Raw genomic sequence first — 14,070 nt, forward strand, 5'->3', positions numbered from 1 at the left:
ATATATGATCAATCTTATTATGCTTTGTTTACGTTAGTAGCTTGGGGTCCACGTTGACCTTGTTCTACTTCGAAAGTAACTTCTTGACCTTCATCAAGAGATTTGAATCCTTCACCTTGAATAGCTGAGAAATGTACGAATACGTCGTCTCCGCCTTCACGTTCGATAAATCCAAAACCTTTTTCTGCGTTAAACCATTTTACTTTACCTTGTTCCATTGTTGTTGCCTCCTAGTGTGATAGCACACATTGTATTACTATCCTTGCCCTGATGATAATAAAGATAACGCGTCATACAACAGCTATTTCTTTCATATCGAACAAAAATAATTCTTTATTAGAATAACAGATAGCCCTAAATAAAGCAAGCTTAAAACAGAAAATAAGTACTTGTTCACCAGCTACCCGACATTCTTTTACGCTTATTCTTGTGTTCTAGGCAGCTTTGGTGGGCGTTTTCCCCAGTACTGATAATAATCTGTTCGAATAAATCCATTAAACAGCTTGCGCTTTTTCGTTGCTTGTTTTCCATAGTACGTTTCGAATTCAGGATGTGAAGTAATCATATAGATGGACCATGTATCAAGTTTTTTAAACGCTTGACCCATCCCTCTGTAAATTTCTTCGACCTGTTCTTTTTCTCCTAGGCGTTCTCCATATGGAGGATTGCCGACAATCACTCCATATTCCTTGCGCGTCGTTAGATCACTTACTTGCATTTGCTTAAAAGAAATTAGATCGCCAAAACCAGCTTCAAAGCTATTTGCTTTGGCAATTTCAATCATCCGGTGATCGATATCATAGCCTTCAATATCAAGTGGTTGATCGTATTTCGCAAGGTCTTCTGCTTCCATTCTTGCTGTATCCCACACTTTCCGATCAAACCAGTTCCAGCTTTCTGAAACAAAGTCCCGATTGAATCCTGGAGCGATATTTTGACCGATTAAAGCCGCTTCGATTGGAATCGTTCCAGAACCACAAAACGGATCGATAAACGGCTTGTCAGGGTACCAATTAGTCAGCATCACAAGTGCCGCAGCAAGGGTTTCTTTCAACGGCGCTTCACCTTGGTCTGTCCGGTACCCTCGTCTGTGAAGTCCAGGACCACTCGTGTCTAAACTTAGTGTAACGATATCTTTTAGGATTGATACTTCAATTTTAAACAACGCACCATTTTCCTCAAACCATGTTGTTTTTTTATAATGTTTTTTCATTCTATCAACAATCGCTTTTTTTACAATTGCTTGACAATCCGACACGCTAAACAAAGTGGATTTAACAGATTTTCCACTTACAGGAAATTCCGCATCCTCAGGGAGATAATCCTCCCAGTTCAACGCCTTCGTTTTTTCAAATAATTGATCAAAAGTAGTCGCCTTGAATTCGCCAATTTTTATTTTGATTCGGTCAGCACTCCGGAGCCATAAGTTAGATCTAGCAATCGCAGTCGCATCACCTTTGTACAAGATTTTTCCATTCTCTACTTCACACTCATAACCGAGGGCGCGAACTTCCTTAGCTACAACAGCCTCAAGTCCCATTGCCGAAGTAGCGATAATATCAAATTGTTTCATATTTACACCAGCTTTCCTATTAGCAACTCAGGATTGAACTACCTAGAGATCTAGCATCCTTGAGTTATCGTACATTCTTCTTATTTCTCACACTTTCATCAACCATATTACATTAAGGGTCTTAGTCATCGAAAGAATGTATTTACAACAGCGATATCATCGATATACATATGTAAATGACAGATAAAACTTTGGTCCATTTTCAATGTGTCAATCGGAAGACAACTTAACTCTATTACCGCCAAACAACTCACTCCAAAGTCATCAATAGATAGTTTAATGCCTAATTGTCTCAATGTCACTAATTTACGTGTAGTTTCTTTCCAACTTGATATTCATAAGCAGTGTTTCCCTGTTAGTTCCATCAAACGGATATAATACGATTCCCACACTTGTCGTTGTGAAATTTCTTGATTGATTTATAAAAAAAAGATCCCCTTACCACTTTTATCAATTCACTAGCAAAGTATACAGCATCTCGAGGTTGTTTGAAATTAGAATGTGCAATATGAATTTTATCATCATAGATTGTGCGTGATTCAATTTAAATCGCACCTATCAAAACATGAATTATATAAAGCGAATGATTTTCAAAAACCTACTTTTAGAAAATAGCCTAAAAAAAAAAAACAAAGCTCTCCTCATTAAATAAGGAGAGCTTTGTTTTGTATGATGACGTCCTGTAAGCCATGTTTTGTACCGTAGTACTGCAAGCGATTATTCATCTCGTACTTAGGTGGTAATCATCTATCTACAGAGGCAGTAGCCTCTGTCCTTCTCCTTGTTCATTTCCAAGGAAGAAAGCGCCCCTACCATTAATTTGGGTTTCTCGCTCGTGGGGTTTACCGCGTTCCACCCTTTTCATTTCTGAAAAGGCTACGTCACTGTGGCACTTTTATAGGTATTCATGCCATATCCTTAAAGGACTTAGGCATTTTCCCGGCCGTCAGCAGGATGTATCCTGCTGCCGTGGCTTATTTTTTCACCAGGCACGAACACTACAAACATCTCAGTCTGTGCGAGCATGGACTTTCCTCTACAGTTAAGAAACTGCAGCAATTACCCGAACGTCATTACACAAGAATTTATCTTACACTATTTTTCGCTAGTTGGCAAGTAGGAAATATTACTCATGTTGGGTAATGATACATAAAGGGGATGTTCTGTTGATTTCCCGACCTTATTCCAGCTTCAAATCTTAAAAAACTGTTTTCTCATAAATGAGTGAAAAATCACATCTAACAGCAATTTAATCAATCATATAGTTTGCTGCCGAATACATGCTTTTCCAAGTTCGATAATCTTTTAAGAATATCGAAGTTCGTTGTTCCAGGCATAGGCCCAGTGTTTGTTTGGCTCTGGCGCTTAACTTGATCTTCAGATTGTTTTCGCAGTTTTAGATTTTCTTGCTTTAAATCTTCAATTTCCTGATAGAATGCTTCATAATCCTTAATAACAACATCTAAGAATTGATCCACATCTTCAGGTTTATATCCACGCATTGCCGTTTTGAAATCTTTTTCCAAAATATCTTTTCCAGTCAATTTTATCTTATCAGATAGCATAAGACTCACCTCTACACTTTCTCCATACATCGACTTTTCATTTATTTTTTCAAAAAAACCTTGATTTGTCAATGAAACTTTATAAAACAAACTAAGGTATTACAGGCATTAATCAGACCATTGCTCTTCCGTAGCTATTTGTTCAAGATCATCAAATGTGATAGGGTAGATCGAATAGTCATAGTCTAGCCTATACTTCTTCGCTTCAGCCATTGCAAATTTAGGAGAGCCCTCTTTTTCTTCATCATAAATTATCATCATACCATCACTTTTGCGAACCATAAAGACATTTTTCATTTTTAATTGACTTGGGCCTTCATACGGGCTTTTGTAAATGGATTCCACTAGATCTGCTTTGGCTATAATCGATTGATAAAATTCACGATTTTCCTCGTTCCATGACTCTTCTTGGTTTAAGTATGGCGTAATCACCGCAAGCTTTACAGCATATTCCTGCTGACATTCAAAAACGACCTCAGCAGCCCAAAGCTCTGTTCCAAGCTGTCCAGAAATAATGACCCATTCCAATCCTTCATCAATGAATGATAGTAATCGTTGTTTTAGTACCTTCTTTATATATTTTATACCTTGATGATCCTTTTTGAAAATACCATATTCATAGGCCTTATAGCCTGTTATGTATAGAACTTTCATTTTATTCTCCCCATCATTAATACTATTATTTAGTATAACATCTTTCCTGTTCTTAGCACTCCTCTTCCTTATTTATATTAAAAAGAAACAAGGGCAAGTATAGGCCCTTGTTCTATTTGTTAAAAACCGAATGGTCTTGGTCTTGGTCCACAGCACGGATTAAACGGCGGCATCGGTGGCGGTCCACAACAAATTAATTGTTGGTTATAGCATTCGTTTACAACTGAATTGGAGTGAGGAAAATAGTGTTGATGCTGAAATACATGCTTATTAACCGTTGTATTATGAGACGGGTGGATATGAGGTACAATCGTCTTCATTACATTGGTATTGACTGTGTTTGTCGTTGGTGATACTTGAGCTGGTGCAATATCTGTCGGCATTACTGGACTTGCGCCATATCCAGGAGCTGGATAACCCGGTCCCATCTGGGCACCACCAACATAAGGATAAGGTGCTGGAGTTGCCGGCCCAACTGCAGCACCCATAACTGCCGGAGAGTATACTGGACCTGTATGTGCGCCCATAACTGCTGGAGAGTATGCTGGACCTGTATGTGCGCCCATTACTTTGTGACCACAACCATGTTTTGCACCTACCACTGTTTTATGATAGTCGACATTTTTGTGATAGTCGACATGTTTTTTAGAGTATTCCATCGTTTTTTTTGTCCCCTTTCATCAAAGTATTGCTTTCAATTACAGACTATGATAAAAGGAGGGTTCATGTACTAGTCAAAAACCTAATTTATAATAAAAAGGTATAGAACGAATCTCCAAAAGTAGAAAATATAAATGCAGTTAAACATAAGACAACGAAAAACAAAAATAAAATTGCTTTGTACATCTCCCATACGACCTCATTTATCATATTTTAGGACTTTCCATCCGCATTCAATATTACACGCTTTAAGGCACTGCTACAATTATTTCTTATCATATAAAAATAGGAAATTTTTATCATTTTTCTACTTTAAGAGGTTGTTCAAAAAGGCCGGTAAAAAAGCTTGCGAATTGTAGCAAAGCTCTGCCTCTCCGGTCCTCACGTATTCCGATATACGTGAAAAGTTAGAGACGATCGCTCACAAAACTTCTCGGCTCTTTTTATCCTCCTTTTTGAACACGCACTTTAAAGGATATTCGAATCAACCTGTAATTTCCTCTGCAGTCGTAATAGGCGTTTCGTCAACTCATTTACAATCAAAGTATCTTTATATTTAGATAAACCTGAGAGTGTATCCATCGCATCTGCTGTATATTTTTTTGCTAGTTCATAATCTTTAAATTGGTGTTCCAGTAATTTCGCACATTCAATACCCGCTTCAACTTTTAACATGCCATTCCCTTTCTCAAAAACCTCTCTCCAGATCGAATACGCTTCATTAAAGTTTTTATTTTTCTTTTTTGCAAAGCCTAGGGCCTGTTTGGCAAATAGGATTTCATCTTCAGAACCTTCTTTGACCACAAGTTCGAATGTTTTATATGCCGCCTCTTTTTTTCCAAGATAATGGAACCAGCGTGCCATCTCAAGTGACTCATCCCCATATCCATCAACTTGGAGAATTTGTCGTGAAAGATGAATATACAAAGTGATTAAAGAAAGAACATCCCATTCATTATGTTTCAGAACACCAAATAATATTTCCGGATCTTGGCGTTCTACATAATCAAAATAAATCATCGGCGCTAAGTATCCCGGGATATCATTTTCTCTCTTAAACCCTAGAATTTCAGTTTCGACAATCGATAGTTTCACTTTTTCTAATTTACGTTTCCAAAGTCTTCTCGAGGCATGATATAGGTCAAAATGTCCGAATTCTGGTAAGTTCGGTACATGCTGTTGAATAAGTCTATGTCTTGTTTTTAATTGAGGCCAATCAAATGATTTGCCATTATACGTAACAAGCGTTTCATAATTCACTTTTTCTAAGAAACTCTGATACAGTGGGATCTCAGCTCCAGGCTGGGGCAAAATATGTTGCCGAACAACAACTTCATCTTTTTCAACGCTTGCATACCCGAGGATGAAAATGGTATTCCCAACTCCGCCACCAAGACCAGTTGTTTCTGTATCAAAGAAAAATAAATCCTCTGTTCCGATTCCTGAAGCAGTTAACGGATGATTCAATCCACTTTTCTGCCACAAATCAATGACAGTGTGTAAATCTGCAAACGAGTAGTGGCCATGTTTCATTTCAATGGGATAACGAACCTCTCTTATCCAACAATAAGATTCATCAAACTTATACGGAAGTGTATCGAATTGCTGCCATTTTTCAGCAAATGGCAGCTCTAGATGCCCTTCACTTTTTTCATGAAGCTGCTTTTTAGCGCCTTCAACCGGACTTCCTTTTTTCTCGGAATCCTGTAAATCCATATGTGTCTTCATGCGATTTAATTTATTTTTTAATGACAATTCAAGCACCTCTATTTACAACATTTAAATGCGTATTCAAAAAGGAGATAAAAAGAGCCGAGAAGTTCTGCGAGCGATCGTCTCAAACCTTTCACGTATACAGTAATACGTGAGGACCGGACTTACACAGGACGTGCGCGATTTTAACAAAAGATCATTCATGAGCGATGACACAATTCACAAGCTTTTTTACCGGACTTTTTGAACAACCTCTTTAACGGAATATTTTCAACACATTCACAGCATCTCTTTTAGCAGTGGATGATGCCGTGTCTGTTCCTATGCAGGATGGGCAGCCATTTTCACAATGGCAGCGTTCGATCATCTTTTGCGTTTCTTTAAGGATAGTCTCGGCATTTTGATAGACCTTGTCACTTAAACCGACACCACCAGGATATTTATCATAGATAAAAATGGTCGGTTTTTCATTATGGGCTGCTTTCACTTGTGGATATACGTGAATATCATTCGGGTCGCACATGACAAATAGCGGGACCATGAAATTTAATGCGTGTGATGCACCAATCAGGCCTTGTTCCATTCGATTGTCATCCCAGTCAAATGCATCATGATTGATCGATAGCATTGCACCATTTGTATGCAGTTCAGATTCTGGTAGTGTGATGGGCCCTGACCCGATATTTTCATGCGTTTCGAATTTAATTTTTTTAAAAATAGTTGCCATCGCTCTGACTGATACATCACCGTAGGTCGCTTCTGTTTGCGCAAACAGCTTTTGCTTATCAATTTCCAACACAGAAAGCTGTACAGCAAGATTAGCATCTGTATAATAATCAACATTCACTTCACTTACATATGCCTTCTTTTCCTCCCAGTCAAGATCTTCTACCTGATATTGGGTACCCTGGTGCAAATAAATCGCTTCATCATGAAGCAACGTCATAGCGCTAAATGTATCCATTTCACCGATAACTTGATGATTGGGTGAATCTGTTTGATCAATGATGACTACATTTTCTTGTGAAGCAGATCGCAGACTGATATTGTGAGCTGGAAAAGCATCATTCATCCAATACCATTTGTCTCCATTTTGATGAAGCACTCTCTCCTCCGTTAAAAATTCCAACACATCTAAAACGTCATTCTTACCAAATAAGTCGCCTTTTTTAAACGGAAGTTCATACGCGGCACATTTCAAATGATCAACAAGAATGACGAGATTATCAGGATTAATGCGTGCCGTTTCGGGATTTCTCGTAAAAAAATACTCGGGATGTTGGACGATATACTGATCAAGGGCGTTCGAGCTGCCAACCATGATGATCAAGGCTTCACCGTGTCGTCGTCCTGCTCTTCCCGCTTGCTGCCAAGCACTTGCAATTGAACCAGGATAACCGGTCATAATACATACCTGTAATTGCCCAATATCCACCCCAAGTTCCAATGCATTCGTACTAACAACTCCGTAAATGGATCCGTCTCGGAGCCCTTTTTCAATCTCACGGCGCTGCTTTGGTAGATACCCACCGCGATATCCACGAATCGATTTCGGTCCTAGCTGTTTCGCCACTAGCTCCTGCAAATAGGTTAACAGAATCTCCACTCGGACACGGCTTTTCGCAAACACAATTGTTTGAATTTTGTTGGAAAGGAACTCAAGAGCAAGCTTTCTTGCTTCTAGCACCACACTTTTTCTAATATTTAACGGTTTATTGACAACCGGAGGATTATAAAAAACAAAATGCTTCCTTCCGCTTGGAGCCCCATTATTATCGACGAGCTTCATTTCTTTTTCCGTCAACTCCTCGGCAAGTTCAAGTGGGTTGGCAATGGTCGCCGACGTGCAAATAAACAAAGGATCACTTCCATAAAATGCACAGATTCGCTTTAGTCTTCGAATTACATTCGCCATATGACTACCAAACACACCGCGGTATATATGCAATTCATCAATGATGACATATTTCAAATTTTCAAACAGCGATACCCACTTTGTATGGTGAGGCAATATCCCTGAATGTAGCATATCAGGATTCGTAATAACAATATGTCCTGCTTGCCGGATTTTTTGACGAATGTTTGAAGGTGTATCACCATCATACGTATAGCTATTAATTGCAGCATCCATTTCGTTAATCATTTCATGGAGTTCACTCTTTTGATCATAACTAAGTGCCTTCGTTGGAAAAATATAAAGCGCACGCGTTTTTTCATTTTCCAGAATAGATTGCAGAACAGGAAGATTGTAACAAAGCGTTTTACCAGAAGCAGTAGGAGTAACGGCAACTAAGCTCCCCCCTTCAACCGCTACATCAAAAGCTGTTGCTTGGTGGGTATACAGATTATGAATTCCTCGTTTTACTAATGCAGCCCGAAGCTTTTCATGCATACGAGCTGGAAAAGGTGCTGATTTTGCTAATTTCGCCTCAATTGTCTGCCAGTGGGCAATATTATGCTTATATTCTTCACTACTTTTTAATTCAGCCATGATTTCTTGTAAATTTTTTCTCAGTTTCATAAAACCACCTCATTCTTCTATATTACCGAATAAGCGTTCGATAAAAAAGCAAAATATCATTCCTTTAAAATGGAATGATATTTTACATGACTATTTTATTCGGTAAAACTAATAAGTTCGGAAGCTAATTTCACTGGATCTTCAAGCATTCCCATATGACCGCTATTCTTAAGCAGCAATTCCTGTGTATAAGGAGTCGAAACGGAAAAAGTTTTTTCTGGAGAAATCACACGATCTTTTTCTCCAGCAACGAGCAGTATAGGGAGGTCGATATTTTTAAGTACATGATTTCGATCAGGTCTGTCGCGCATTGCATTAAGAGCGAATATTGCTCCTTTAGGATTCGTTTTATAGCCAATTTCCTTGGCAATCTGAATGCCAACATGATCGTCTTCTGCAAATAATTTTGGTATGAGACCATCTACAAACGCTGCAATGCCTTCATTATTGATTTTTTGTATGGAAGCATCTCTTCCTGCTTTTCCTTTTTCATCATCCGGAAATGCAGTAGAGTGCACGATGGCAATTCCCGCTAATTTTTCTGGGTATGTTTCTGCAAAAGCAAGCGTTATATACCCTCCAAGTGAGTGACCTATTAAATAAACCTTCGAAAGTGAAAGTTGTTCAATCAATTGGTAAATTTCCTCTGCGTACCCCTCAATAGTGTACTCCCCATCCACTATCCTCGAATCACCATGACCACTCAAATCAACTGCAATAACACGGCGATGTGACTGCAATAATGGTACAATTTCTTGCCAATATTCTTTATTTCCACAAAATCCGTGAAGCAGAAGTATTGGATTACCCTCTCCTATGTCTAGATATGAAAGCTTGCTTACTTCTCTCATTATTATTCCTCATTCCTTTTTTGTCCCTATTCATTTCTTCCCTTTTCACCTTTCACTAAACCATTTCGTACAAAGTTCTGACACAAAGTTAGACCGAAATACATAGGCTAATAATAAAGTGAAACCCACCAGTGGTTTTTTCATCCCATACTGATGGCTAGTCCGATCTGCTGTCGCTATATTAAAAATCAACACTACGAACTAAGGTTCAGTGAATCACAGACTAAGTACGCCACGTCTTCATGTCTTCGTCTGTGTGATCCACATCCTGTGGGCCTCAAAACTTTACCTCTGCCTAACTCGCGGTAAGTTTCACTGTATCTCACCAATTGGGGATTTACTCCAAAAAGCGAAAGGAGTTTCAACCATGACTGACTTTGAAAAAAGAAAAAAATCATTACCCCATGAAGGTGTTCACGACTTCTTGAATAAAATGGATCGACTTTTTAGTGATAAACCGGCAAAGGGAATGCTCCAATCAATGAATGACTTTTTTGGATCTGTTTCTTCTGGAAGCTTTCCGGTAGATGTGGAAGAAACAGCAAATGATTATTTCGTCAGCGCTTCCTTGCCAGGAATCCGTAGAAACGATATTGATATAGAAATCTTACCTCAGACTGTCACGATTCGAATTCTCAAAGACAAACAGCAATCCGTTGAAAAAAAAGAGTTTCTTTCAGCACGAAAAAGACAATCAACCTCCCTTACAAGAACAATTAGCTTGTCCAAACCAATCGATGAACAAAGAGTGACTGCTCACCATCGAGACGGTATCCTTCGTCTGACCATACCAAAAATCAGAGGTAAATCAATTAAAGTCAATGACTAACTTATTTCGGTTTCTTTTTTTATAATATTAAAAGGGGCAGATTTTACCGTTCAAGTCGATAATCGGTAGAATCTGCCCCTTCATATTTACGCTTTGAAAATACCGCCGACCCCTTTGATCATCGAAGATACTTGATTTACCGTATTCATCATCTGTCCTGCTGTATTCACCATTTTATTTAAATCCATTGATCCATCTTGTGTTTTAAATTGATTGAGCATCGATTTAACTCCTGTCGGCTGCTGCTTTTGCATAAATTGCTGCTTAGGGTACGGATTGGAACCAGCCTGAATGTTTGTATTCATTTGCCCATTCTTTTTTTTTGCTTTAGATAATGGATTTTCAAATAGATTAATCCCCTGTGCTGGCTGTTGGTAGAACTGCATTGGATGCTGTCCATAATAGCCGGAGACCGGCTCGCTTGGCTGGGGATGTTGCATAAAAGGATGATAGGAAGCCATCTGATATGGGTTTTGAGCATGCTGAGGCATATGTCCAGTCGCATGCTGCCCTGGTACCTGTACGTATTGAGGATGAGGCTGGTAGGAAGGCTGCTGCATATGATACCCATTCACATAACCATTCATCTCATTAAAATAGGCTCCATTATTTCTGTGATCCCATTCATAGTAGGACCCCCACGTGTTCATGTATACTCCCCCCATTAAGTCATTAGCTGATCTATTATATGTGTCGTAAGTGTATTTGGTGAGAACCCGATCAATCAGTTACAATTTGTGTTGAATCTCTGTTAAAACATTTTGCAGAATAAAACGTACCGATTGAATATGACTTTTAAATCGTTTATAGCTTGTTTTCGGAAAGAAGGCTTGTACGACTACATCAGCAAGATTGTTTGCTGTTTGCTCAATTTGCTGTGGGAACAAGTGGGTAAATTCTTCTGCTTTCATCCATTCTCTCATGTTAGGTGTCCATAATTTTAAAACAGCGTCCACTTCATCAACAAATGGTTTCACCTCACGATAAAAATCCCTTTCTTTTCCTTCTTCCCTAACTGATTCATATATTTTATCCGCTTTTTCAGTGAACTGTAATAATTGGACGGTAAGTGTTTCCATATATATCTTATCCAGCATATAAACCTCCATTTTTATGTTTAAGTGTGTATTCAAAAAGGAACGAGTATTTCGAGAAATGTTTGGCTCTATAGTCTACGCCCATACAGGTAATCCGCAATAACTAAAGAAATAGAGCTTTGAAAAAATTCAACCGTTATTTCCCTCATTTTTTTGAACATCCTCTATTAAGTGAGTGTTCAAAAAGGAGGATAAAAAGAGCCGAGAAGTTCTGCGAGCGATCGTCTCAAACCTTTCGCGTATGCAGGAATACGTGAGGTCCGGACTTGCACAGGATGTGCGGACTTCTGTGTTGCTCACAGAACGTACGCAATCTTAACAGAAGGTCATTCATGAGCTTTGATGCAATTCGCAAGCTTTTTTACCGGACTTTTTGAACATCCCCTATAACCAAATTATAAAACATTTTTGCAAAAAAAGAACCCGTACAGCTTAGCTGCCGGATTTGTTAACTTCATTCGTCATTTAAAACCCTAGCTCAGGATTCATTGAAAGAATCCCTTTCCGATTCTTATCCGTATCACTTAGAACTGTATGTTCATTCTGCATCAACAACCATTTAGCTTCTGCTTCATTTACTTTCATACTGGCGGAATCGACCATGTGATGCTGGTTAGTCCATAGCTTGTTGCGTTCCGTGGCAAAGGAAACAGATAATGTTGTTTCTAAAGTTTCTAAATGCTCATTGATTTCTTCCATTAACCCGAGAATTTCTTCTACATCTACATGTTTGATTCCCATACAATTCCCTCCCTATACCTTTGACATGTAGTATTCTTTGTTTTTGCTAAAAGCCCTTCACATCTGACAAAACTAGAAGTAAATCGTCAAAGAAAGTGCAATAAAGGGGGATTTTTTAAACTTTCGACAAATCTTATGAATGAGTGGACAAATTGAGATAAAACTAGGAGGAGGAGGTGTTAATTCATGACGACAAATGAGAGTAAAGAACAACAAAAAAAGCAAAATGAAAAGAACAGGAATACAAAAGCGGCTATCGGAAACCCGAAATTAACCGGACCTGATCGCCCTTCTACCTAAAAAAGCAGAATAAGTTTGTAAAAGTGAGTGTTCAAAAAGGAGGATAAAAAGAGCCGAGAAGTTTGAGGTATGATCGTCTCAAACCTTTCGCGTATGCAGGAATGCGTGAGGACCGGACTTGCACAGGAAGTGCGGACTTCTGTGTTACGCACAGGACGTGCTCGGATCTTAACAGAAGGTCATTCATGAGCTTTGATGCAATTCGCAAGCTTTTTTACCGAACTTTTTGAACATCCTCTAAAAGCGGCTGTCCTAAACTGGTCTGCCTCTAACACTACTCCCCGGTTTATACTGGTATACACATTCATTTTGAACTGTATATAGTGTTGGTAGTAACTGACCCTTTAGTTTAGGACAACCGTTTATTTACATACCAGTCCAATATTATTATTTAATTTTCCAACCACTTTTGGTTGCTCCTTGTCTACTCCTAAAAATACTTCAAATTATTTACATTAATCCCAGAAGAAACTTCTGATATCCATAATTAAAAAAGTACAAGCACTTTAGGCTACTTGTAAAAAAATAGGGAGTGAACGATGAAGGTGATTTTTGTCGACTTTTCGTAATCATCTTTTTCACAGCAAGCTAAGCACACAAGCTAGACCATAAAGGGGTTAAGCTGCTTATACTAGACATCAAAACTCATTTATAAAAATTATGCGGATCACTTAAAATAACAGCCACTGATTTCCAAAAAATTTAAGAATGCTTCAAAGCTATTGTTCTTATGATATTTTCCTTATTTGCTTTTCTTAGTTCTGTTTTATTGTATTTGAAAGTATTAATCAGTGAATCTAGCCTTATCTCATTACCCAATTACACCTAAATGTGATAAAATACATAGTTAGATTGAAAAGAAAAAGATCATTTTATTCACTACTTCACATTTTTTTTTGCTATTATATGATAAGTGAAAAATAAGGGGGAATTCACGTGGCTTTTCATTACCCCAATGGGCGTAAATATGTTTCTAAAAACTCGGAAGCCATTCAACGTTCCATCAAAAAAAGCAGCTTCAGCAATCGAGGGAAAACGTTGGAGGATGATTTAAACGATACGAACGAATATTATGTAGCAAATGGCATAGCTATCGTCCATAAGAAGCCTACTCCTATTCAAATTGTCGATGTTCATTATCCAAAACGGAGTGCAGCCGTGATAAAAGAAGCCTATTTCAAACAAGCATCTACTACGGATTATAATGGAGTGTACAAGGGTAAGCATTTAGATTTCGAGGCGAAGGAAACACAAAATCCAACCTCGTTTCCACTTAAGAATTTTCACGAACATCAAATCCGGCATATGGAAAGCATTGCCCAACAAGGTGGGATTGCTTTCGTCATTATCCGGTTTTCTAAAACTGATGAAATTTACTTAATGGAATCAGAACATTTAACAAAATTCTGGAACCGAATGATTGAAGGCGGAAGAAAATCAATTACGAAAACAGAGGTGGAATCTTGTTCAAAACAAATTTCACTCGGCTTTCATCCTAGGATTGACTATATTAAAGTAATAGATTCCATCTTAGGATTATTTCCTAATGGTTCATTATGAAAGGTA

Annotated in this window: 14 protein-coding genes and 1 other RNA gene; 2 read left to right on the forward strand and 13 right to left on the reverse strand. The window is 38.3% G+C overall.

All coding sequences use genetic code 11. From position 1 onward, the window contains the following. Nucleotides 1-17: 17 nt before the first annotated feature. The 10 genes from AC625_RS14490 to AC625_RS14525 form a co-directional block, all read right to left on the reverse strand. Nucleotides 18-218, reverse strand: coding sequence for a cold-shock protein (locus AC625_RS14490; protein ID WP_028391509.1), 201 nt, complete (start codon nucleotides 216-218; stop codon nucleotides 18-20). A gap of 203 nt (nucleotides 219-421) precedes the next feature. Beyond that, nucleotides 422-1,573: a THUMP domain-containing class I SAM-dependent RNA methyltransferase gene (locus AC625_RS14495; protein ID WP_049681917.1), complete on the reverse strand. Its 1,152-nt coding sequence runs from the start codon at nucleotides 1,571-1,573 to the stop codon at nucleotides 422-424. Between the two features lie 125 nt (nucleotides 1,574-1,698). Continuing rightward, nucleotides 1,699-1,908: an EAL domain-containing protein gene (locus tag AC625_RS28615; protein WP_082191121.1), complete on the reverse strand. Its 210-nt coding sequence runs from the start codon at nucleotides 1,906-1,908 to the stop codon at nucleotides 1,699-1,701. Nucleotides 1,909-2,251: 343 nt separating this feature from the next. Continuing rightward, an RNA gene (gene rnpB / locus AC625_RS25945) (RNase P RNA component class B) lies at nucleotides 2,252-2,644 on the reverse strand. A 182-nt stretch (nucleotides 2,645-2,826) separates the two neighbouring features. Continuing rightward, nucleotides 2,827-3,138: a cell division regulator GpsB gene (gene gpsB / locus AC625_RS14500; RefSeq protein ID WP_049683754.1), complete on the reverse strand. Its 312-nt coding sequence runs from the start codon at nucleotides 3,136-3,138 to the stop codon at nucleotides 2,827-2,829. A gap of 108 nt (nucleotides 3,139-3,246) precedes the next feature. Continuing rightward, complete coding sequence (locus tag AC625_RS14505) at nucleotides 3,247-3,792, reverse strand: SLOG family protein (RefSeq protein ID WP_049681918.1); 546 nt, start codon at nucleotides 3,790-3,792, stop codon at nucleotides 3,247-3,249. 119 nt (nucleotides 3,793-3,911) lie between these two features. Further along, entirely contained in the window at nucleotides 3,912-4,451 is a 540-nt protein-coding gene (locus tag AC625_RS28620; protein WP_425415452.1) for a CotD family spore coat protein, read from the reverse strand. Between the two features lie 469 nt (nucleotides 4,452-4,920). Next, entirely contained in the window at nucleotides 4,921-6,216 is a 1,296-nt protein-coding gene (locus AC625_RS14515) for a ribonuclease H-like domain-containing protein (RefSeq protein ID WP_425415453.1), read from the reverse strand. A gap of 205 nt (nucleotides 6,217-6,421) precedes the next feature. After that, nucleotides 6,422-8,686, reverse strand: coding sequence for a DEAD/DEAH box helicase (locus AC625_RS14520; protein ID WP_049681920.1), 2,265 nt, complete (start codon nucleotides 8,684-8,686; stop codon nucleotides 6,422-6,424). A 95-nt stretch (nucleotides 8,687-8,781) separates the two neighbouring features. Next, on the reverse strand, nucleotides 8,782-9,537 hold the full coding sequence (locus tag AC625_RS14525) for an alpha/beta fold hydrolase (protein WP_049681921.1): 756 nt from the start codon (nucleotides 9,535-9,537) through the stop codon (nucleotides 8,782-8,784). A 367-nt stretch (nucleotides 9,538-9,904) separates the two neighbouring features. Here AC625_RS14525 and AC625_RS14530 point away from each other — a divergent pair, with 367 nt between their 5' ends. Beyond that, complete coding sequence (locus tag AC625_RS14530) at nucleotides 9,905-10,366, forward strand: Hsp20/alpha crystallin family protein (protein ID WP_049681922.1); 462 nt, start codon at nucleotides 9,905-9,907, stop codon at nucleotides 10,364-10,366. 86 nt (nucleotides 10,367-10,452) lie between these two features. Here AC625_RS14530 and AC625_RS25950 read toward each other — a convergent pair whose 3' ends face one another. From AC625_RS25950 to AC625_RS14545, 3 genes are all read right to left on the reverse strand, one after another. After that, nucleotides 10,453-11,016, reverse strand: coding sequence for a YppG family protein (locus AC625_RS25950; RefSeq protein ID WP_245645013.1), 564 nt, complete (start codon nucleotides 11,014-11,016; stop codon nucleotides 10,453-10,455). A gap of 78 nt (nucleotides 11,017-11,094) precedes the next feature. After that, entirely contained in the window at nucleotides 11,095-11,463 is a 369-nt protein-coding gene (locus tag AC625_RS14540; protein WP_049681923.1) for a YppE family protein, read from the reverse strand. A 465-nt stretch (nucleotides 11,464-11,928) separates the two neighbouring features. Continuing rightward, nucleotides 11,929-12,204: a hypothetical protein gene (locus AC625_RS14545; RefSeq protein WP_049681924.1), complete on the reverse strand. Its 276-nt coding sequence runs from the start codon at nucleotides 12,202-12,204 to the stop codon at nucleotides 11,929-11,931. Nucleotides 12,205-13,440: 1,236 nt separating this feature from the next. Between AC625_RS14545 and recU the strand changes: the two genes are divergently transcribed. Beyond that, a complete protein-coding gene (gene recU, locus AC625_RS14550; RefSeq protein WP_049681925.1) occupies nucleotides 13,441-14,064 on the forward strand; it encodes a Holliday junction resolvase RecU in 624 nt (207 codons plus the stop codon). Nucleotides 14,065-14,070 lie beyond the last annotated feature (6 nt).

The organism is Peribacillus loiseleuriae (assembly GCF_001183985.1).
Lineage (GTDB): Bacteria > Bacillota > Bacilli > Bacillales > DSM-1321 > Peribacillus > Peribacillus loiseleuriae.